Origin of the sequence: Bacillus thuringiensis, assembly GCF_001182785.1 — a bacterium.
Lineage (GTDB): Bacteria > Bacillota > Bacilli > Bacillales > Bacillaceae_G > Bacillus_A > Bacillus_A thuringiensis_S.
The window spans coordinates 3224794-3245576 of the sequence record NZ_CP012099.1 but is presented as its reverse complement, the minus strand read 5'-3'; the positions used below and the strand labels follow the sequence as shown (position 1 = coordinate 3245576).

The window sequence follows — 20783 nt, the reverse complement described above, 5'->3', positions numbered from 1 at the left end:
GTTCTATTAAGAAGGAGTATGTGAAAAATATAATGGAGAAAAACATTCAACAAGAGAAAGATAAAGAAAAACCTGTTTTTTATGATCCGAAAGGAAGGAGAAACATAGCCTTTATTTGGTTTCTATGTATCTCAATAGTTAGTGTAGGTGTTGTATTTTATTTTTTCTTTCAAAGTATTTTTTCAACACCAGAAATTCCAAATATGAATACCGCTGTACAACAAGATACTAAACTTGTACCAATTAATCAAAAACTTAGTGATCAGCAGTTAAAGAAGGAAGAATTTAACCCAAATACCGAAACGAAGGATAATAAAAATTTGGTGAATTCGCCGAAGGATAGTAAACAACCTAAAGAAGTGTATGGTTTTTATGTAAACTGGGATGAAAATAGTACCGCTTCTTTAAAAGAAAATATCGATTCCTTAACTACGTTAGTACCAGAGTGGTATCATTTAAAAGCAGATTTAACGATTAGAAGTGAGATCAAACCTGAGATAGTAAAGTTGGCAGAAAAAAATCAAGTGAAGATTATGCCTTTGCTTACTAACTATACTGAGGAAGCTTCTGGTCCTGATAGTGGGCTAATTCATAAGTTACTGAATTCCTCAAATGATGTAAAGACAAAGTTTATTAATGATTTAGTAAGCCAAGTTAAAAAGAATCATTTTTCAGGAATTAATATTGACTTTGAGGCCGTACCTGAAAGTGATAGAGAAAACTTAACAAATTTTATGAAAGAACTTACTACGGAATTTCATCAACATGATTTGCTCGTTACACAAGATGTTCCAGCTAATGATAAGGCTTTTGATTATAGTGCGTTAGCAAAAATAATAGATCGAATGATTGTAATGATGTACGATGAGCACTATGGAGCCGGGGAACCAGGACCAATTGCTTCAAATAAATGGTTCCAACACACATTAAAAGAACTGAATATTCTGTCTAATAAGCTTATAGTTGCTTTCGGTAACTATGGATATGATTGGGAAGTAAATAGTAAAGAAGCTGCGAAGTCTTTAACTTTCTCAGAAGTTATGGCAATGGCTCATGATTCAAATATGAAAATTCAATGGGATAAGATGAGTGGAAACCCTTATTTTAGGTATAAAACAGAAGGGAAAGAACATACTGCTTGGTTCTTAGACGGTGTAACTCTTTATAATCAAGTGAAAATCGCAATGGACAATAATGCAAAGGGATTTGCGTTATGGAGATTAGGAGCAGAAGACCCTACAATATGGAAAGTTTTAAAAAATCCTATTGAGGTACAAAAAAATCCTAATGTATTACATAAAATCAATAGTTTAGATGAAGTAAATTATTCCGGACAAGGTGAAATTTTACAGATTGAGAATGAAAGAAAAAATGGATTGAGAGATTTTAAAGTAGGCAAAGATGGTTACCTTACAGATGAAGTATATCAATCCTTACCATCTGCATATGAAGTGCAACGATATGGAAAACCAAATGGAAAACAAGTAGTACTAACATTTGATGATGGACCAGACCCGAAATATACGCCAGAAATATTAGATATATTAAAAGAGAATCAAATAAAAGCTGCTTTTTTTGTACTTGGTGAAAACGCGCAACTAAATACTAGTATTGTAAAAAGAATATACGATGAGGGGCATGAAATTGGCAATCATACTTTCAAGCATCCTAACATAGCTGATACGTCTTTATTACGAACGAAAGTAGAACTTAATACGACGCAACGTTTAATTCAGGAAGTAACTGGACATTCTACGGTTTTATTTAGACCGCCATATGAAGCAGATGCTAACCCGGATTCAGCAAATGAAATATTGCCTATTTTACGTGCACAAAATATGAACTATACAATGGTAGCGGAAAAAGTTGATCCTGAAGACTGGGCAACACCATCAACAAATGAATTAGTAAAGCGTGCTCTTAATCCTGTTTATAAGGGAGAGGGAAATGTTATTCTTCTCCATGATGCAGGAGGGAATCGTACAAATACAGTAGAGGCGCTCCTGATCATTATTAAAGACCTAAAAAAGCATGGATATAGTTTTGTAACAATTTCAGATTTAATGAATAAAGAACGAGATGAAATTATGCCTCCTGTTTCTTCTGAGGGGAAGCAATATTTACTTTACAATAAAGCTGTCTTTTCAGGAGCCGGATATTTTAAGCATATATTAACTACTATTTTTTATATTGCTATTGGATTAGGGATTTTTCGATTTTTATTCTTAATTTATTTTGCATGGAAGCAGAAAAGAAAAACGTTATCTCGCTATATTAATTCGTCTTATCAACCTTTTGTTAGTGTTGTCATAGCGGCATATAATGAAGAAAAGGTGATAGCCAAGACGATTCACTCAATTTTGGATAGTAATTATAGAGAATTTGAAGTTATTGTTGTGGATGACGGATCGACAGATGGTACGTCAAAAGTAATGCAAGAAACATTTTCTAAACACTCTAAAGTTCGTTTCATTCAGAAAGAAAACGGCGGGAAATCATCGGCAATGAACCTAGGGTTTCAACAATCGCGAGGAGAAATCATTGTCACTTTAGATGCGGATACTATTATTGCGAAAGACGCTATTTCTTTAATGATTAGACACTTTGAAGATCAGAATGTAGCTGCAGTTTCAGGTAATGTCAAAGTGGGGAATAGACGAAATTTGTTAACTACTTGGCAACATGTTGAGTATATTACAGGGTTTAATTTAGAACGTAGAGCTTTTGATGAGTTAAATTGTATTACAGTAGTTCCAGGAGCTATTGGGGCGTGGCGCAAGAAGAATGTAGTTGAGTCTGGATATTTAAGCGAAGATACATTAGCAGAAGATACGGATCTTACTATTACATTTTTACGTCAAGGGCATAGAATTGTATATGAAGAAAAAGCGCATGCTTTTACGGAATCACCTGAGGATGTGAAAAGTCTCATTAAACAGCGATATCGTTGGTCATATGGTACACTTCAATGTCTTTGGAAACATCGAAAAGCGTTGTGTAATTCAAAACATAAAACATTAGGGTTTATTGCACTGCCTAATATGTGGTTATTCCAATATGTTCTGCAATTCATTGCTCCTTTTGCAGATATATTAATGATCATGGGACTATTTAGTAGTAATCCGCTAAAAGTTTTAGGATTTTATCTTGTATTCTTTTTAATGGATCTTCTCGCTTCTCTGTTCGCATTTAAATTAGAGGAAGAGAACCCAAAACCATTGGTATGGTTAATTTTACAACGTTTTATTTATCGTCAATTTATGACTTATGTTGTCATTAAATCTATATTCTCATCGCTTCGAGGAGTAGCGGTAGGGTGGAATAAACTAAAGAGAATGGGGAGTGTTAAACATTCCACGGAGCATAAGGAGGCATCATAAGAGAGCGGACTATCTGCTCTTTTTTTCATTGGTTTTAGTTAGTTGAATGTAGAGTTGTAGCATAAAAACTGCTACGTCTATAACGAGATTTCTATTCATCATTAATAGTGAGACGTTATGTTAAGATACTTCTTTAGTTTCGGACAAAAGTTTTTTTATATTTTTTTAAAATGACGGACACAAAAACGCATATACCTTCGAATTATATATATGGATAACATAAATATGTATATAAAAGGGGAGAAATAAGATGAAAGAAAAAAAAGAAATGTTTCAAGAAATCGCTGAGGTGTTAAAGGTATTGGCGCATCCGGTTCGTCTATCTTTAGTAAAAATAATGCTTGCAAAAGGCCCTACTAATGTAACAACAATGTATGGGGATTTACAAATGCCTCAAAGTACAATTAGTCAACATTTATCTAAACTAAAAGCTGCTAAAATGGTTACAGGTACTCGGAAAGGATTAGAAATTTATTATGAGGTAACGGACAATCGCACAAAATCAATATTAGCATGTTTAGTTTAAATAATGACTTCTATTTCAAAATAAAAAACGCTATTCTTTTCTATGATTTTACAGAGAGAATAGCGTTTTTTACTTTTAAGGAGTATCTTTTTATATGCCTATAGAATGGAGTGGAAGGTTTATGGGTTTAAATGTAGCTACTATTACCTTAGGTTCTAATGCGTCTAATAATGAAAAAATTCTCGGTTTAGGGGTGCTTCTTTATAGCTTACGTACAATTGAGATTAGAAAAAGTAGAGCGAGCGTTTAATGAGGCGGAAGTAGTGTTTATATGCGAAACTTTATAGAAATCTCATTTTTCTAATTGTATCTTTTTAGATTGATGGATGTGGGGTCACGTCCATCAATCTAAGAAAACAAGTTAGCTAAAAAATGATGAAAATGAACTTTATAAAAATAAAAAATATGAACGTAGAGGATTAAACAAAGTATATAGTGCTTTTTTAGTCATGTAATCTTTTAATCTGATGATCTTTTCCCCATTCAAACAGATCATTCATTATTTGCATTAAAGATTTTCCGTATTCACTTAGTGTGTACTCAACCTTTGGTGGTACTTCTTGATATACGGTACGATAGATAATCCCATCAGCTTCAAGTTGCCGAAGTTGTTGTGTAAGAACCTTTTGTGTAATGTTTGGGATTTCTCGTTTAATTTCATTTGTTCGCATTTTTCCATCCGACAAAATACATAAAATATGAACTTTCCATTTTCCACCGATTACATCGAGTGTTGTTGCAATTGGACAATTATCATTTTGATTCATATAACACCTCCAAAGGTACTTCAAGGTTCCTATAGTACCTGAAAGTACGTACTTTTCAATTATATGTAACTCATTCATACTAATACGTAAAGGATTGATTAATTTATAAAGGGGCTGGAAAATGATGAGAACACTTGTAATTGTAGCACACCCTCATATTGAAAAATCAAAAATTAATAAAAGATGGATAGAAGAACTTGAGAAACATTCAGATGAAATTACGGTGCATGAATTATATAAGGTGGCACCGAATTGGGAGTTTAATATTGAAGAAGAGCAAAAGTTATTAGTAGAGCATGACAGATATATATTTCAATTTCCGCTTTACTGGTACAGCACGCCACCATTATTAAAAAAGTGGTTCGATGATGTATTAACATATGGATTTGCATACGGATCACAAGGAGATAAAGTAAAGGGGAAAGAATTTGGTGTAGCTATTTCTATAGGTGGATTAGAAAAAGACTATGAAAATAGTGGGATTACAATGGATGAGTTGACGAAACCATTCCAAGCTACATGCTTATATACGGGTATGGAATTTATGCCTTCCTTTTATTTATATGGTGCAGAATATAAACTAAGTGATGAAGAGATTGATAAAAGTGCACCTGAGTATGTGCAATATGTGATGAACAAGAAGTATTCTAATATATAATGAAAAATAGCCATTTACTTCACAAGTAAATGGCTATTTTATATTCTTTTTATATTCACTAAGTGTAATCTTTAGTAAATTAATAGTTAATCTGGTAAAATAAAAACCCTAACATATATAAAGGGGAGTTTTACTTGAGAACGATGCGACAATTATTACAAAAGAGAGCAATGCAATCACCAAATTTGGAAGCGCTTGTAGGGGGAAAGAAAAGATATTCGTTTCAGCAATATAATGAACGAGTAAATCAGCTTGCACAATATTTGTTACATAATGGTGTGCAAAGAGGAGAGCGTATAGGAATACTATGCAAAAATAATCACCCATTTCCAAGCGTTATGATGGCATGTCTAAAAATTGGAGCGGTATTTATTCCGCTAAATCATCAGCTTACTGTTTATGAATTAGAAACGATTGTAAAAGAAGCGAAATTAAAAGTGTTAGTTATTGATGAAGAATTTAGTGAAGTATTATTAAAGATTGATGCTGTAAAAGAAATCCCTTATGTAATTCAAACGACAAAAGAAGGCTTTGGTTCATTTGAATTAGAGTTGCAAAAACAGCCAACGACAGAACCGAACGTAGAAGTTCATGAAGAAGACGATGCCATTTACTTATTTACTTCAGGAACGACTGGACAGGCGAAAGCATGTGTAATTGGACATAAAAACTTGCATCATTATTTTGCTGAAATTGCGGGCCAAAGAGAAATTCCAGCAGGTGAACGCTTTTTATCTGTGCATCCATTGTTCCATATGAGTGGCGTGCTTTCTATTTTAAATTGTATTTATCATGGCGTTACGATGATTTTCTTAGCTGATTCGAATCCTACTCTTATTTGGGATAAGATTGAAGAAGAGAAAATTACTACGATGCTTGCGTTCCCAGCTGTTTATAGTTACATGCTTGATGAATTAAATAAAAAAGAACGTAACATTTCAACCTTTAAAGTAGCACAAAGCGGTGGTACAAAAGTGCCAGAAACACTCATTCAAAAATATATGGAAAAAGGAATATATATGGTGCAAGGTTATGGTAGTACAGAAGGTTGGGTTGTAACCTCATGGCATCCAATGATGGGAAAAGAAAAGATGTCTTCTGTAGGAAAGACTTTGAAAAATGTAGAGGTGAAAATTGTTCATCCGGAAACAGGACATGAACTAATAACAAATGAAGTTGGAGAGATTCATGTGAAAAGTCCATACATGTTTAAAGGGTATTGGAATAATGAAAAGGTGACAAAGAAGGTAGTAAAAGATAACTGGTTTAACATGGGTGATGCTGGCATGATAGATGATGATGGATTCCTGCATATTATGGGAAGATATAAAGACGTTATCATACGCGGTGGTGACAACGTATATCCAGATCAAGTAGAAGATGTCATTCATGAAATACATGGTGTTTTAGAAGTTGCAGTAGTTGGAGTTCCAGATGACTTTTGGGGAGAAGTTCCAAGAGCTTACATTGTGAAGGATGACGAAACAACATTAACAGAAGAAAGTATTACTCAGTATTGTAAGGAGAAATTAGCCAGTTACAAAATACCAGAAGTGGTATTCATAGATGAGTTACCGAAAAATGCTTTAGGAAAAGTGTTGAAGAGGGAATTACGAGATGTAGTTCTTGTGAAATAGAAAATTATGAAACGATAGAGAACCCAGTTATGTATAAAGCATGACTGGGTTTTTGTTAATGTTTCTGTTAGTGGAGAGTATAAACGTTTTTGTTTTTTTGATGCAATTTTTTAGCTTGGTAACGCTCGAACGATATTCGGCTATTAGGCAACTTAAACCTCGCTACCTCCACTTGAAATTGTTATAATTAAAATGTTTTTAATATTTCAATAATTAGGAGGCTAGAGAATGAAAATTGCGATAGCCTGTTTCGATAACTTTACTGATATAGATGTTTTTTTACCATGGGATTTATTAAATCGTGTACGTTTAGTTGGCGGTATTTCTGATTGGAATGTCCAGCTATTAGGAACGGAAAAAACTCATATATCCATGTCTGGCTTACGTATCCCCATGACAGGAAGCATATCTGATATACCTTCCGCTGACGCAGTAATATTTGCAAGTGGCAAGGGGGTCCAAGGTTTATATCAAAATCAAGAATATCTTAATAGCATTCATGTAGATCTTCAAAGACAATTAATAGGCTCTATGTGCTCTGGTTCACTACTACTAGGAGCTAAAAAATTGTTAACTGGCAAAAAAGCAACTACATATCCATCTGTAGTAGAACAACTTAAAGAATTTGATGTAGACGTTATTGAACAAAGATTCGTAAACGAAGGGAATATCTCGACTGCCGCAGGTTGTTTTGCTGCTCAAGACCTCTCAGCTTGGATTATAAGAACCTTGATTAATGAAGAAATGGTTGACACTGTGCTTGAAACTGTTCAGCCAGTGGGCAAAGGTTTATATTTTAAATAATCAAGTTAGAAATAGATAATCTGACTTGATTATTTAAAATGACGTTTTTGTACAATTTTTTCATTAGTGAATCCAAGTAATTCTCCTAAGGAGGGCGACCGTCACATCGTTATCAAGCCAAGGGTTTGGAATTACCTCAAAATGAAAAATTTCCCCTTATACAGTTAATTATAGAATTCGACTTATTTTTTTCGTATTGGGGAACTACTAATTTCTTAAGTTGATGGGCATAAGGTTTGTTACTAGATTTTGTATTTCGTGTAAGATAACAAAGAATATTCAATCAATTACTGGAGGAAGAGATGTAAATGAAGCTACCGTTATTAGAAGTAGAGACGGATAGACTCATTATCCGTCCATTTCAAAAAGATGATTACGAAAGTTGGTTAGATGGATTTAATAAGAGACTGCCATCGCAGTATAAATATGACGATGGCTATCAAGTTATGGCATCACCAACAAAAGAATGGTTCACGGAATGGATTAGAGGGTTTGATGAAGCAGCACATCGAGATGAGATGTATGTATTAGGTATTTTTCGTAAAGAAGATGGGGCTAATATTGGAAAGCTAGAGCTAATAAAAATTTTACGTATGGATTATCAGTGGGCAATGATGGGCTACTCTATTCATAATCAATATTGGAAAAATGGATATGGGGTAGAAAGTGTAAACGCTACGTTATCGTTATTTTTTAATAGCCTTAATTTTCATAGAATCGAATTACATATACATGTTGATAATGAGCCATCAGTGCGTCTTGCGGAAAGCGCAGGCTTTTCATTTGAATGCAAGAGAGAGGCATTTTCATTAGAGAATGGTAAGTGGATGGATTTTCTTATTTATTTTAAAAATAAGGAGATGAGTATATGAGAGTGGTTATTACGGATAGAAATTGTAGATTGGAGGTGAAGTGGTGAAGTACGATCTTACAGTCATTAAAAACTTATTTGGTCCTTCTAAAAAAGTATTAAATGGCTTACCAAATGCAGTGACAATTGAAGAAATAGAAGAAGATGTTTTGTATAACGTACAAACATATAAAGAAAAGATAAGTAGATTTGAAGAGGTTTGTTTTAATTGGGAGTTAAAAAGAGCAAGTATTGTCTTAAACAAAAGGTTTAGTAGTTATAACACAAGTGCAAAAGTCTTACTTGATGCGGGTTTTTCTTTACATGCAGCAAAGATAGAAGTGTGTAGGGAGTTAAACAATGTAGAGATGGTTGAAAAACAATATACATATCGATCAATAGCAGAAGGAACGTTATCGGAAAAAGAATTTAAATATATTTGGGAACAATGTATGTCGGGTTCAGGGAATCAAACTTCAATTTTAACTATCGATGAACATTTTTATTCCGTGCAAACAGAGTTAGGTAAGGGTTGGGAAAAGTCATGTATTGTTTTTTATGATAAAACTGGGTCAATTGGTATGTCCATACCACATATAGAAACTGGAACAGAAAGTGAAGGACGATTATTTTACTTTGGAGTAATGCCTTATTATCGCGGGAAAGGAGTTGCTTCTCATATGCATCTTCAATCTTTACATATGTTAAAGGAAATGGGGGCTACTTATTACATCGGAAGCACGCATACTTCAAATGAAAAGATGCAGAGGATATTTTGGAGAAATAATTGTTCGATGAAAACGGAGACAGAGCTTTATTATAAAATTTTTAAAGTAGATTAGGAGAAAAGAAAATGAAGACTATAAACGTATTTCATTACGACGCATTTACGAATAAACCAAATAAGGGAAATCCAGCAGGTATTGTATTAGATGCAGATGGATTAACGGAAGAGGAAATGCAGCGTATTGCTGAAAAAATTGGATTTAACGAAACAACTTTTGTTCTTTCTTCAGAAGTAGCACATATAAAAATGCGCTATTTTACACCTGGTTTTGAAATGGATTTATGTGGTCATGGGACAGTAGGGACGATATATGCCTTGCACGAAAAAGGTTTATTAGAAGAGAAAAGTAACCTTACGATTGAAACGAAGGCTGGGATTTTACCGATACAAATACGTGTAAATGAAAATGGAGAAACCTTTATTAAAATGAGACAGGCAGCACCTCAGTTTAAAGAGTTTACAGGTTCAAAAGAAGAATTAGCTCATAGTATTGGTTTAGAAGTAAATGATTTAGATGTAAGTTTACCGATTGTATATGGAAGTACGGGAAATTGGACTGTAATTGTACCGATTAAAAATCTTAATGCATGTGAGAGAATGAAACCTAATAATGCTGCATTTCCATCAGTATTAAAAGAAATACCTAATGCTTCTATTCACCCAATTTGTCTAGAAACTTATGATGAACTAGCACAAATGCACGGCCGTCATTTTTCATCAGCTTACGCTGGGACGATTGAAGATCCAGTGACAGGAACAGCTTCAGGTGTAATGGGAGCGTATTATGCGGAGTATTTAGAGAAAGATTTTGAACATGAATTGGATTTAATCGTTGAGCAAGGACAGGAAATAAATAAAGATGGTCGTGTAACCGTTTATGTAACGAAAGGGATAGAAAACGAAAAGTTACAAATAGATATCGCTGGAACAGCGGTGTATGTGAAAGAGTTTGAAGTTTCAATATAAAAAAAGAAAGCCCGGCATACATCCGGACTTTCACTATCTGTTCAATACTTCAATATACGAAGCATCTCCAGTTGTTCTTAAAGCAGAGCGAAAATTGTTATTTTCTAGCGTTTTAGCGACTTGTTGTAATTGCTGTGCATCATCATGATGGATAAGTAAGCTGTCAGCACCGCTTTCTTCTATATGAATGTGTTCAACATTTCCAATGGCATCATGTATAGCTTTTAAAAATTCAGGTTTCATGGTGTCCTCCTATATGTATGTAACGTTTTTATTTAGTATTTCCTTATTTTTGAAATATAAAAGTAAATGAAAGGAGAAATAAAATGAATATAAAGCAGTTTAACGAACATATAACATCACTATTTGGAGAGCATCTTCATAAATACGGCGATGATGAATATGGTTTTACTCATATAAGTAAAGATGAATTTCACAAAATCGGTTACACAACAAATTTAACGTTAGAAACTATTGAAGAAGCGTATAGAAATGGAGTCGATATGATAGTTACACATCATGCGCCGTGGAGTTTTTTATTTGGTATGGAAGAGGCTTGTATTGAGAAATTGAAGCAATATGAAATGAATCATTTTTGGGTTCATTTGCCGTTAGATTTTGTAAAGTTTGGCACGTGTACATCGTTATTTAACGGAATTGGGATAGATACAATACTGGAATATTCCACGTATGAGGAAGAAGAACTACCGGGAATAGGAGAATATAAAGAAGCGATTCCTTTTTCAAACTTAGTTGGAAAACTTGAAGAAAAAATGGAAGAGAAAGTGAAGAGCTGGAGAAATCACGATAAACCAGTAAAACGGATTGCGATTTTAACCGGTGCAGGAAACAATACAAATTTGATTGAACGTGCATTAGAAAAAGGGTGTGACACGTACATAACAGGTGAAAAAACATTATATACAGTTCAACATGCGAAATTTAAAGGGATTAATTTAATTGTAGGCAGTCATACGTTTACAGAAGTGTTTGGTGTAGAAAGTTTGGCTCATAAATTACAAGACATAGACCCTGCAATAGAAATTATTAGAGTATATGAAGAGCATTTAGAGTGATAAAATCACGTTATCATAAATGGGATATTGAAGAAAGCCATTGTAATAAAATAAAATTGTTGTTTGTTATATTAGGATGGTTGGGAGGATTTTCCTTGCGTTTGTCAAATAATAGTAAAGTTGTCTTTTGAATTAAGGGAATCTTCCGAATTAAAGGGTGAGAGAATGGACATTTCAATAATCACTGCACAACTAGTTAAGGAAAAAGTTATTTCACATTATCCAAATAGCGTAAAAGCATTAAACGGGGGTACGACAAGTACTATATATTTGTTAGATGAACAATACGTTGTAAAGTTGAATGAATCGGATGTCATACGTGAAGAAGGTTATTTTCTTCAGTTTTATAAACAGGACGAATTATTTCCAAAGTTTTTATATAAGGAACCTTTAAATCGCCATATTGTTTATTCATTCCTTGAGGGCACAACTTCTTGCAAACTAGGCCATAAACGGAGTGTTCTTTGTAAACTTGTAAAGGAAGTTATCAATAAGTATGAAGTAGCTACAGAGGTAGATGGCTGGGGATGGAAAGAAAGTCCGGTTCAATCTTGGAGTGAATTTTTAACAAAAAATGTGATAGAAGCTCATGAAAATGTAAGACGTTACATAAGTGAAGAAGAGTATAGAACGGTTCTTAAGTTAGCGAATAGGGACGTTGGAATAAATCAGCCGTTTTTATTGCATGGTGATCTTGGATTTCATAACTTTATATTTAAAGAGAATGAGCTGCACGGTGTAATTGATCCTTTACCAGTGTTAGGAGATCCTATGTATGATTTAATGTATGCGTTTTGTTCAACTCCGGAAAATTTAACAAAAGAAACAATCGATTATGCGATGAAACAATGTGTATTTCATAAAAAAGACCGTGATTTATATGAAGAAATAGTCATAGGCTTATATTTACGTATAGATAGGTGTTTACGGCACCACCCGAAAGATTTAGAAGATTATTTAGCAGCTTGGCGTTATTGGATGGGTGAGGTTGAGACTACTTTATAGCACAAATATTTTGGGGAGATAGTGAGATGAATGTTGCAGAAGCGAAAAAGGATTTAGCAATCAAAACGAAGAGAGGCTTACCGATTATATTAGCCGGCGTTTTATTTTGGATAGTTATGAGTATAACGGGATTTGTTCTTTCTGAAAAACAAGTGGTGTGGGTATATTTAATCGGTATGGGCTGTGTGTTTCCTTTCGGCTTAATGATAGCTGCTATATTGAAAATTGATATGTTTGCGAAAGGAAATCCGTTAGGGGTTTTGGCAGGCTTAATTGGTGGGATAAATGTATTGAATATTCCACTTGTATTACTTGCCTATTTTCAATTTCCAGAATGGTTACCTTTTGTAGTAGCGATGTTAATAGGTGTTCATTTTATTCCGTACGTATGGATTTATGAAAGTAAAAGCTATGGTTTATTGTCAGTAGGGATTGTATTTGTAACGTCAGTTTGCGGGATTCTTTTTGCAGAAAAAGGATTTACTGTAATTCCGTTATCGGTTACAGTTGTCTATTTACTTACTTTTATAAGTTTATTAATTGAAAATAAAAAAGCAGATCATTATCAACAAAAATTAGCTTAATAAAAATATAGGGATAGGGGAAATTATTATGGAAAATTTCGTTTGTACAACGTGTGGCGTGCAGTATGCGGCGAGTGTAGAAGAACCGGTGAGCTGTCATATTTGTGATGAAGAGAGGCAATATGTGAATCCAAAAGGACAATCTTGGACGACACTGGAAAGCTTACAAATTGGTGATACATATAAAAATGAAATAATCGAAGAGGAAGGTGGACTTTATAGCATTACAACAAAACCAGGATTTGCAATCGGTCAAACGGCATTTGTAGTGAAAACAGAGTCATATCGTTTACTGTGGGACTGTATTACGTATTTAGATGAAACGACAATTACGAAAATAAAAGAGCTTGGAGGATTAGATGCGATTGCATTGTCTCATCCTCATTATTATTCAACGCAAGTAGAATGGGCAGAGACATTTGATGTACCAATTTATATACATGAAGATGATAAAGAGTGGGTGATGCGTCCGAGTAGTCGTATTATTTATTGGTCTGGTGAGTCTTTACAATTAGCGGATGGGATTACTGTACATCGTCTTGGAGGACATTTTAGTGGTGGTTCTGTATTGCATTGGGAAGAAGGTAATGACGGAAAAGGGATTTTGTTAACAGGTGATATTATTCAAGTTGTAGCAGATGAGCGGTGGGTAAGCTTCATGTACAGCTATCCAAACTTAATTCCACTACCAGCGAGAAAAGTGGAAGAAATGGTGAATCGAGTGAAGCCGTTACAGTTTAATCGTTTATACAACGCTTTTCATCGAGTAGTAAAAGAAAATGCAAATGAGGCAGTTGAACGTTCTGCTGACAGATATATAAAAGCAATAGAAGGAAAGTTGTTTCATACGTAAAAGGAGAGTAGCTTAATGAAAACGTTAGTATGTTTTGGAGATAGTATTACAGCTGATGAAACATTTTTTGATGGAATGCCGAGATTAACACCACGTTTGCAAGAGATGTTTCCGAACTGGAAAGTAGTGAATGCAGGTGTTCCAGGTGATAATACATTCGATGCGTTAAATAGGATTGAAGAAGATGTAATATCATATAAACCAGATTTCGTAACAGTTTTTCTTGGTACGAATGATGCAGTTTCTTTTTCTCAAGTGTCATTACAAGCATATAAAGAAAACTTAGAGAAGATTGTGAACCAAGTTTCATCAGATAAAGTACTACTGATTAGTCCTGCACCAGTTGATGAAGAAAGACAGCATAATAGAACAAATAGAGTGCTTAGTCAATATGCAGACGTGGTGGAGAAAGTGGCGAGAGAAACAGGAAGTTATTTTCTAAACGTATTCGCTGAAATGATTCAAGAACGGGATTATAAAAGATTTGTAGAAAATGATGAAAAAGATGGATTACACTTTGGGCCAGAAGGTTATGAGTATGTAGCGAAGTTAATTGGTGAAAAGTTAAAAGGGATTTTATAAGGAGCAAAGCACTTAGTGCTTTGCTTTTTCGTATTTCTTTCGTAGTCCATAAACTTATTGATTGCTGTAATTTGGACGGATATTTTGCATTTTTATCCCGCATTAACTGCCCGTAAACGCCCGATTGGTGAGGGCTAATAATCAGTGGGGATGAACAAAAAAACCACTGATTAAAGTTTCACTTTATGTACGTAAAAGGCTAGTGCTGTTTTAAAGTAATATAAATTTATTTTTTAAAATTTATATTTCGTAGTTGAAAATTAATAAAGGTGTAACTATAATAGTTACAGTAAGTGCATTGTTTTGAAATGTACACATTGAATTACAAGAATGAAGGGAGTTTTTATGTAAATCAAAAAGTTATAAAAATCTTTTAATTTTTATAATAAGATAAAATATTTTTCGAGTCATACACATTATTAAATATGTTATTTCTAATAGAAAACTAGAGGTGGAAAAATGAAGAATTTTAAAGGTATGTTAATATCATCACTTGCAATTACAACTTTTGCTGGGATAGGTACGACATTTGTAACAAATACAGTATATGCTGCTAATAACGATTCTAGTAAAATACAAGTTCGTTCTAATAAGAGTATAAATACAACAACTGGCTCGAGATTGCCTGTACTATCAGTCAATCCTTATGATGAACCTAGATTTTCGAGACAGGGATATCTTGAAGAGGCACCTTTAGGAATTAATGCTCCTTATGCTTGGGGAATTAAAGGAGGAAATGGTCAGGGAGCAACTTTTGTAGATTTGGAAGAAGGCTGGTTATTAAATCATGAAGATTTAGTCGGTCAAAATATTGAATTTATGTCTGGAAAAATGAGTAATGATCTTTCTCACGGTACTTCAGTTCTAGGTGTTGTTTCTGCAGCTGACAATGGGATTGGGAATATTGGGATTGCACCAAAAGCAAAGGCAAAAGTAATTTCAGTGATCCGAGATAATGGGAGAATCGATGTAAGAGATGCTATTTTAAGTGCCGTAGATTCTTTACAGGCTGGAGATGTTTTATTAATAGAAGAGTCCTTTAAATATGATGGATATGGAGATGACCCTTTACCAGTAGAAGTATACCCGAGTATATTTAATGCAATTCGCAAAGGTACAGATAAAGGCATTATTATTGTAGAAGCAGCTGGTAATGGTGGGATTGATTTAGATGAATTTAAAGACCGTAATGGTAAACAGATTTTAAATCGAAATAGTCCAGACTTTAAAGATTCAGGAGCTATTATAGTTGGAGCATCTACTGCAAGAGTTCCTCATAAACGTTTAGCTTTCTCTAACTCTGGTAGTAGAATTGATGTATATGGTTGGGGAGAGTATGTTGATACATTAGATACATATCAAAATCAAAATAATGAAGGACAAAAAGTTACAGATCAGAACATAATTAATCGTTATACTTCTAATTTTCGTGGTACTTCTAGCGCTTCGCCTATAATTGCTGGGGCTGCTGTATCGATTCAAGGGATTGCTAAAGAACATTTAGGTAAGGCATATACACCAAAAGAATTGAGAGCAATTTTAAGTAATCCAAATACAGGCACAAAGTCTAATAACCCATCATCAGATAAAATAGGGGTTTTACCAGATTTAAGAGCGATTTTGTCTAACCTTGGATTTCATAGTGATTTGACTACCCAAGATTCTATGGTATTTCCAGATAACGTAGAAAAAAATGAAGGAAAAGAAAACTCAACTTTCGTATTTCCAGGTGAAGAAACAAAAAGAACAGGGGATAAAAATTCAACTGTAAACTTCCCAGAAGAAGATTTAAAGCAGGATGAAAAAGAAGAGGGATTAATTGTTTTTCCGGACTAATAAAAAATACTACCTTCCATTTGGAGGTAGTATTTTTTATTTCTTGTAATTAACAAGCAGGTATGAAAGCTGTATTTGTTTATCTTTCATAATGAATTTAACAACAAAATCGAATATTTGACTGTTAATTAAATTTTTCGTCTCAATCAATTACATGAATTAATCTAGAAATGCTTGCTGTAATGCTTTCAGTCCATCGCTGTAAATACCATGAAACAGATTAATTGCTTCTTCATCACTAACTTCAACAGGAGTGAACGTACCAGACCACTCTACTAACGATGTGTTACTTTCAGTACCTTCTTTAACCTGGATTGTAGATAGATAATTAGTGACTGGGAACGGTGCATTCATGATTGAATACGTGTAGTAGCGCTCTTTATCATTGAATACTTCTAAGCGTTCTATAATTGTATCGCCATCTGGATTAGCAAGATGACGTACACGACCGCCTTCAGTTAATTTACTGCTAGGTATATAAGGTAACCAGTCTGGAAGGGAGTTGAAACCTCCGATTAATTGCCATACTTGTTCAGGTGAAGCAAAAATTTCCATAGATGTAGTAGTATGTGCCATATTCATTACGCTCCTTTTCATCCCGGTATTTACGGGTAAATAATCAGTGGGGGATGCTCCCACTGATTAAAGTTACATTATTATTTTACGTTGATTGGTAGTGGTGCATTAGGTGCTACTAGTTTTTGTTCGCGCATTTCTTCCCAGAATGCTGCTGGAATTACTGTGTTTAATGCATTTTGGTCTTCTACAATTCGTTCCGGTTTACTTGCACCAGGAACAACAGCAGCAACTGCTGGATTAGCTAGTGAAAATTGTAGTGCAGCAGCTTTGATGCTGATGTCGTGACGATCTGCAAGAGCTTTCATTTTCTCAACTTTTGCAATAATTTCTGGCGATGCTTTTTGATATTCGAAGTGAGCGCCGCCAGCAAGAATACCTGAGCTATATGGGCCACCAACAACAATATCCATATTATGCTTTACAGCTGCAGGCATTACTCGTTGCAATGCACGTTCGTGGTCTAATAATGAATAGCGACCAGCTAATAAGGATATATTTGGTTTCGCTTCTTCTAAATCAAGCATAAGTTCAATTGATTCTACTTTGTTTACTCCAAGCCCCCAGCCCTTAATAACTCCTTCTTCACGTAAACGTTTTAGCGCACGGAATGCTCCTGTTCGAGCTGTTTCAAATTGTGAAATCCACTCATCACCATAAAAGTCTTGTGCTAAATCATGAATGAATACAAAGTCTAGACGATCTGTTTTTAAACGTTTCAAACTTTGCTCGATAGAACGAAGTGTTGCATCTGCGCTATAGTCATTGATCATTTTATTTTTGCGACCAAATTCGAAAAGTCCGCCTTTTTCACCTAAATCACGTGCAGATGGATCTTCTAGTTCATCTGAAATCGTTCGACCTACTTTGGTGCTTAAAAAGTAATCATCACGATTTCTTTTTGACAGTGCTTCACCAAGACGAATTTCTGCTAAGCCAGATCCATAAAGTGGAGCTGTATCAAAGTAACGAACACCATTGTCCCAAGCAGCATCCACTGTAGCGATTGCTTCTTCCTCTGGGATATTACGGTACATATTTCCTAGTGGTGCTGTACCAAAACCGATTTTTTCTTTTAGTAATTTACTCATTATAGATATCCTCCTAAAATGTATTTGAAAATTAAAACATGTCATTTCATCGTCTGACAAAATGTATGATAAAAATACTCACTTTAAAGTACAGGTAATTTCTAATACTGCATGACTCACTCAACTCTTACAAATGCTATTATGAAATGTATTTTACATAATGAGAAGTACGTACTTTAAAGTGATATAGATACTTAAAAGTAACACAGGTACTTTTTAGTACCGTACTACTCATCTACTGTTTACGTATGCTATTATGAAACATGTTTAACACAATAAAAAGTACGTACTTTAAGGTGCTATAGATACTTAAAAGTAATATTTAAATATTTTAGCTTATTTGTCTTATAAAATTATTAAAGGAGATTTTTATATGAAAACATACAATATTCCTGTAGAGGCAACTTTAGAGGTTATCGGTGGAAAGTGGAAAGTAGTTATCCTTTGTCATTTAAAGAAAGACAAAAAGAGAACGTGCGAATTAAAACAATTAATGTCTGGTATTACACAAAAGATGTTAACGCAACAATTACGTGAATTAGAAGAAGATGGTGTAATCGAGAGAAAAGTGTATAACCAAGTGCCACCAAAAGTAGAATACTCTTTAACTGATTACGGTCATTCTTTAGATTCTATACTCGATACTCTTTGTAACTGGGGAGAAAATCATCTTGAAAAGAATGGTAACACGTCTATGCTTATAACCGCAGCTGAATAAAGAAAGAAAAAACGAACGAGAATACGTTCGTTTTTTCTTTTTGTATAGAGGGAGATTTTTAAGCAGCATAATTACTTTTTTGTAATATAGGTACTTTTTTGTGCTGTAGGAACTAAAATGTGCCGTATAGAAAATTATTTATTTTTACGTAACAATAGATAAGGAATTTATAAAAAAGGAGAGGAGATCGCGTGAAACAATATAATATACCTATAGAAGCAACTTTAGAAATTATCGGTGGAAAGTGGAAGGTCGTCATTTTATGTCACTTAACGAAAGGGAAGAAGCGAACGAGTGAGTTGCAACGTTTGATTCCTGAAATTTCTGTTAGAATGTTAACGCAGCAACTACGCGAGCTGGAAGAAGATGGTGTGATTACACGTGAAATTTACAAAGAAATTCCCCCTCGAGTAGAATACTCCCTAACCGATTATGGGTGGTCTTTACAAAATGTATTAAATCAATTAACCGCATGGGGAGAACGATGCATAGATAGAAAAAACACAGAAGTTAAGTGAAATCTCTATATGTAATATTGAAAACACCACCTAATGACGAGGTGGTGTTTTTCGTTTTAAAACTTTAGAAAGTTGTTATGATGAAAAGTAAAATTTTTGAGGACCTGTTTCAGTCATGGGTACTTAAAAGTGCCTACATCACTTTAAAGTACGTACTATGCTTCATAATATAACCGTTTTATAATGACACTCGTAGCAAAAAGTCATAACGATTTTAAGCTATGTTCAAAAAGACTTATTAACTAGTATAGTTTTTTGTTCAATTTTTTAGTAGGAGATGTTTTTATGGTTGAAGAACTTTTTTATAAAAAAATACTTAAAAATCTGTTTTCAGATTCAGTTCAAATTACACTTTGGAATGGAGAAACAATACAATATGGCGAAGGGGAACCGCAATTTCATATAACATTCCATAAGCCGCTCTCAAAAAAAGAAATTGCTAAGGATCCTTCTATTGCATTCGGTGAAGCATATATGAATGGGGACCTTGAAATAGAGGGGAATCTTGAAAAAGCAATTCAATCTATTTATAAAAGGCAGGATAGCTTTTTAGGAGATAGTAAGTTGCAATATTTCAAAAGTAAATGGAATTTCTCAAAACAAAAAAATAAAGAACATATTGCTCACCATTATGATATTGGGAACGATTTCTATAAATTATGGCTTGATGAGACAATGACATATTCTTGTGCGTATTTCCAAAATGAACAAGATTCTTTAACGACAGCGCAGCATAATAAAGTGAATCATATTTTGAAAAAGTTGAACCTTCAAAAAGGTGATACGCTATTAGACATCGGTTGTGGGTGGGGTGAACTCATTACAGCTGCCGCTAAACAGTACGGTGTGAAAGCGATGGGAGTAACGTTAAGTGAGGAACAATACGCTAAGACTTCCGAGCGAATTAAACAAGAGGGACTTACGGATTTAGTTGAAGTATCTTTACTTGATTACCGCGATATTAAGAATCGTAAATTTGATAAAATTGTTAGTGTAGGTATGATCGAACATGTAGGAAAAGACAACATTACGCAATACTTTGAAACAGTTAACAAACTACTAAATGATGGCGGGATTTCTCTGCTGCATTGCATTACTTCTCCGGCTAATGGTGGTGCTACGAATGGTTGGATTGAAAAATATATATTCCCTGGTGGGTATGTTCCTGCTGTTAACGAATTAATCACGAACATGACAAACGAACAATTTTTCATTGTTGATGTGGAAAGCTTACGTAGACATTACGGGAATACATTACAACATTGGGCTCGAAATTTTGAAAACGTACTAGAGGAAGTTTGCAAAACGAAAGATGAGCGATTTATCCGCATGTGGCGTTTATATTTAAATGCATGTGCAGCTTCGTTCTTTACAGGTAATATTGATTTACATCAATTTGTATTTACAAAAGGGATTAATGATACAATTCCGATGACACGTTCGTATATGTATGAATAAGAGTATATAACCAATTAGCTCTCAAGTCATTGAGTATAAATAAAATGATGATAGGATATAAGTCTATAACTTAAAGTCGAGATGGGGATCAGAAAATGATTTCTATCTCGA

General features: G+C 34.1%; 22 protein-coding genes. 18 read left to right on the top strand and 4 right to left on the bottom strand.

What is annotated here, in order from left to right; all coding sequences use genetic code 11:
- Window positions 1-32: 32 nt before the first annotated feature.
- The 3 genes from AC241_RS16720 (at window position 33) to AC241_RS34840 (ending at window position 4156) form a co-directional block, all read left to right on the top strand.
- Window positions 33-3380: a trifunctional glycoside hydrolase family 18/polysaccharide deacetylase/glycosyltransferase family 2 protein gene (locus AC241_RS16720; protein WP_050844348.1), complete on the top strand. Its 3348-nt coding sequence runs from the start codon at window positions 33-35 to the stop codon at window positions 3378-3380.
- Window positions 3381-3630: 250 nt separating this feature from the next.
- On the top strand, window positions 3631-3906 hold the full coding sequence (locus AC241_RS16715) for an ArsR/SmtB family transcription factor (protein WP_000660066.1): 276 nt from the start codon (window positions 3631-3633) through the stop codon (window positions 3904-3906).
- Window positions 3907-4000: 94 nt separating this feature from the next.
- Window positions 4001-4156, top strand: a complete 156-nt coding sequence (locus tag AC241_RS34840; protein WP_050844346.1) for a hypothetical protein — start codon at window positions 4001-4003, stop codon at window positions 4154-4156.
- Window positions 4157-4349: 193 nt separating this feature from the next.
- Here the strand turns inward: AC241_RS34840 and AC241_RS16705 are convergent, their stop codons facing one another.
- Complete coding sequence (locus AC241_RS16705) at window positions 4350-4673, bottom strand: winged helix-turn-helix transcriptional regulator (RefSeq protein WP_016080831.1); 324 nt, start codon at window positions 4671-4673, stop codon at window positions 4350-4352.
- 124 nt (window positions 4674-4797) lie between these two features.
- Between AC241_RS16705 and AC241_RS16700 the strand changes: the two genes are divergently transcribed.
- The 6 genes from AC241_RS16700 to AC241_RS16675 all read left to right on the top strand — a co-directional run bounded on the left by AC241_RS16700 (window position 4798) and on the right by AC241_RS16675 (window position 10375).
- Window positions 4798-5331 carry an NAD(P)H-dependent oxidoreductase gene (locus AC241_RS16700; RefSeq protein ID WP_016080832.1) on the top strand — a complete coding sequence of 178 codons (534 nt, stop codon included), beginning with the start codon at window positions 4798-4800 and terminating at the stop codon, window positions 5329-5331.
- Between the two features lie 143 nt (window positions 5332-5474).
- Window positions 5475-6968, top strand: coding sequence for a class I adenylate-forming enzyme family protein (locus tag AC241_RS16695; RefSeq protein ID WP_080990892.1), 1494 nt, complete (start codon window positions 5475-5477; stop codon window positions 6966-6968).
- Between the two features lie 228 nt (window positions 6969-7196).
- A complete protein-coding gene (locus AC241_RS16690) occupies window positions 7197-7772 on the top strand; it encodes a DJ-1/PfpI family protein (protein WP_050844342.1) in 576 nt (191 codons plus the stop codon).
- A gap of 308 nt (window positions 7773-8080) precedes the next feature.
- The gene (locus tag AC241_RS16685; protein WP_016080834.1) at window positions 8081-8644 is read left to right on the top strand and encodes a GNAT family N-acetyltransferase; all 564 of its coding nucleotides are present in this window, start codon (window positions 8081-8083) and stop codon (window positions 8642-8644) included.
- A 43-nt stretch (window positions 8645-8687) separates the two neighbouring features.
- Window positions 8688-9464, top strand: coding sequence for a GNAT family N-acetyltransferase (locus AC241_RS16680; protein ID WP_029442880.1), 777 nt, complete (start codon window positions 8688-8690; stop codon window positions 9462-9464).
- Window positions 9465-9475: 11 nt separating this feature from the next.
- Window positions 9476-10375, top strand: a complete 900-nt coding sequence (locus tag AC241_RS16675) for a PhzF family phenazine biosynthesis isomerase (protein WP_050844340.1) — start codon at window positions 9476-9478, stop codon at window positions 10373-10375.
- 33 nt (window positions 10376-10408) lie between these two features.
- Here the strand turns inward: AC241_RS16675 and AC241_RS16670 are convergent, their stop codons facing one another.
- Complete coding sequence (locus AC241_RS16670; protein ID WP_001992924.1) at window positions 10409-10618, bottom strand: hypothetical protein; 210 nt, start codon at window positions 10616-10618, stop codon at window positions 10409-10411.
- Between the two features lie 83 nt (window positions 10619-10701).
- On the opposite strand from AC241_RS16670, the gene AC241_RS16665 reads away from it, so the two are divergent.
- From AC241_RS16665 to AC241_RS16640, 6 genes are all read left to right on the top strand, one after another.
- Window positions 10702-11451, top strand: coding sequence for a Nif3-like dinuclear metal center hexameric protein (locus AC241_RS16665; protein ID WP_001022440.1), 750 nt, complete (start codon window positions 10702-10704; stop codon window positions 11449-11451).
- 165 nt (window positions 11452-11616) lie between these two features.
- Window positions 11617-12456, top strand: coding sequence for an aminoglycoside phosphotransferase family protein (locus tag AC241_RS16660; RefSeq protein WP_050844338.1), 840 nt, complete (start codon window positions 11617-11619; stop codon window positions 12454-12456).
- Window positions 12457-12482: 26 nt separating this feature from the next.
- Window positions 12483-13040 (top strand): DUF7010 family protein, encoded by a 558-nt coding sequence (locus AC241_RS16655; protein WP_050844337.1) that lies wholly within the window; start codon window positions 12483-12485, stop codon window positions 13038-13040.
- Between the two features lie 28 nt (window positions 13041-13068).
- Window positions 13069-13893, top strand: coding sequence for an MBL fold metallo-hydrolase (locus AC241_RS16650; protein WP_029442876.1), 825 nt, complete (start codon window positions 13069-13071; stop codon window positions 13891-13893).
- A gap of 15 nt (window positions 13894-13908) precedes the next feature.
- Window positions 13909-14475: an SGNH/GDSL hydrolase family protein gene (locus AC241_RS16645; RefSeq protein WP_029442875.1), complete on the top strand. Its 567-nt coding sequence runs from the start codon at window positions 13909-13911 to the stop codon at window positions 14473-14475.
- 459 nt (window positions 14476-14934) lie between these two features.
- On the top strand, window positions 14935-16311 hold the full coding sequence (locus AC241_RS16640; RefSeq protein WP_050844335.1) for a S8 family peptidase: 1377 nt from the start codon (window positions 14935-14937) through the stop codon (window positions 16309-16311).
- A 159-nt stretch (window positions 16312-16470) separates the two neighbouring features.
- On the opposite strand, the gene AC241_RS16635 is transcribed toward AC241_RS16640, so the two are convergent.
- Both AC241_RS16635 and AC241_RS16630 read right to left on the bottom strand, forming a co-directional pair.
- A complete protein-coding gene (locus AC241_RS16635) occupies window positions 16471-16887 on the bottom strand; it encodes an SRPBCC family protein (RefSeq protein WP_016080843.1) in 417 nt (138 codons plus the stop codon).
- Window positions 16888-16967: 80 nt separating this feature from the next.
- Complete coding sequence (locus AC241_RS16630) at window positions 16968-17978, bottom strand: aldo/keto reductase (RefSeq protein ID WP_050844333.1); 1011 nt, start codon at window positions 17976-17978, stop codon at window positions 16968-16970.
- Between the two features lie 373 nt (window positions 17979-18351).
- Between AC241_RS16630 and AC241_RS16625 the strand changes: the two genes are divergently transcribed.
- From AC241_RS16625 to AC241_RS16615, 3 genes are all read left to right on the top strand, one after another.
- Window positions 18352-18696 carry a winged helix-turn-helix transcriptional regulator gene (locus AC241_RS16625; RefSeq protein ID WP_000860820.1) on the top strand — a complete coding sequence of 115 codons (345 nt, stop codon included), beginning with the start codon at window positions 18352-18354 and terminating at the stop codon, window positions 18694-18696.
- 191 nt (window positions 18697-18887) lie between these two features.
- On the top strand, window positions 18888-19214 hold the full coding sequence (locus tag AC241_RS16620; protein ID WP_029442872.1) for a winged helix-turn-helix transcriptional regulator: 327 nt from the start codon (window positions 18888-18890) through the stop codon (window positions 19212-19214).
- Between the two features lie 285 nt (window positions 19215-19499).
- A complete protein-coding gene (locus tag AC241_RS16615) occupies window positions 19500-20672 on the top strand; it encodes a cyclopropane-fatty-acyl-phospholipid synthase (RefSeq protein WP_016080847.1) in 1173 nt (390 codons plus the stop codon).
- The last annotated feature ends 111 nt before the right edge of the window (window positions 20673-20783 follow it).

Excerpts from the sequence above, each read along its gene's own strand:
- AC241_RS16720 (WP_050844348.1), top strand. The coding sequence starts at position 33 with ATGGAGAAAAACATTCAACAAGAGAAAGATAAAGAAAAACCTGTTTTT.
- AC241_RS16715 (WP_000660066.1), top strand. The coding sequence starts at position 3,631 with ATGAAAGAAAAAAAAGAAATGTTTCAAGAAATCGCTGAGGTGTTAAAG.
- AC241_RS34840 (WP_050844346.1), top strand. The coding sequence starts at position 4,001 with ATGCCTATAGAATGGAGTGGAAGGTTTATGGGTTTAAATGTAGCTACT.
- AC241_RS16705 (WP_016080831.1), bottom strand. The coding sequence starts at position 4,673 with ATGAATCAAAATGATAATTGTCCAATTGCAACAACACTCGATGTAATC.
- AC241_RS16700 (WP_016080832.1), top strand. The coding sequence starts at position 4,798 with ATGAGAACACTTGTAATTGTAGCACACCCTCATATTGAAAAATCAAAA.
- AC241_RS16695 (WP_080990892.1), top strand. The coding sequence starts at position 5,475 with ATGCGACAATTATTACAAAAGAGAGCAATGCAATCACCAAATTTGGAA.
- AC241_RS16690 (WP_050844342.1), top strand. The coding sequence starts at position 7,197 with ATGAAAATTGCGATAGCCTGTTTCGATAACTTTACTGATATAGATGTT.
- AC241_RS16685 (WP_016080834.1), top strand. The coding sequence starts at position 8,081 with ATGAAGCTACCGTTATTAGAAGTAGAGACGGATAGACTCATTATCCGT.
- AC241_RS16675 (WP_050844340.1), top strand. The coding sequence starts at position 9,476 with ATGAAGACTATAAACGTATTTCATTACGACGCATTTACGAATAAACCA.
- AC241_RS16670 (WP_001992924.1), bottom strand. The coding sequence starts at position 10,618 with ATGAAACCTGAATTTTTAAAAGCTATACATGATGCCATTGGAAATGTT.
- AC241_RS16665 (WP_001022440.1), top strand. The coding sequence starts at position 10,702 with ATGAATATAAAGCAGTTTAACGAACATATAACATCACTATTTGGAGAG.
- AC241_RS16660 (WP_050844338.1), top strand. The coding sequence starts at position 11,617 with ATGGACATTTCAATAATCACTGCACAACTAGTTAAGGAAAAAGTTATT.
- AC241_RS16655 (WP_050844337.1), top strand. The coding sequence starts at position 12,483 with ATGAATGTTGCAGAAGCGAAAAAGGATTTAGCAATCAAAACGAAGAGA.
- AC241_RS16650 (WP_029442876.1), top strand. The coding sequence starts at position 13,069 with ATGGAAAATTTCGTTTGTACAACGTGTGGCGTGCAGTATGCGGCGAGT.
- AC241_RS16645 (WP_029442875.1), top strand. The coding sequence starts at position 13,909 with ATGAAAACGTTAGTATGTTTTGGAGATAGTATTACAGCTGATGAAACA.
- AC241_RS16640 (WP_050844335.1), top strand. The coding sequence starts at position 14,935 with ATGAAGAATTTTAAAGGTATGTTAATATCATCACTTGCAATTACAACT.
- AC241_RS16635 (WP_016080843.1), bottom strand. The coding sequence starts at position 16,887 with ATGGCACATACTACTACATCTATGGAAATTTTTGCTTCACCTGAACAA.
- AC241_RS16630 (WP_050844333.1), bottom strand. The coding sequence starts at position 17,978 with ATGAGTAAATTACTAAAAGAAAAAATCGGTTTTGGTACAGCACCACTA.
- AC241_RS16625 (WP_000860820.1), top strand. The coding sequence starts at position 18,352 with ATGAAAACATACAATATTCCTGTAGAGGCAACTTTAGAGGTTATCGGT.
- AC241_RS16615 (WP_016080847.1), top strand. The coding sequence starts at position 19,500 with ATGGTTGAAGAACTTTTTTATAAAAAAATACTTAAAAATCTGTTTTCA.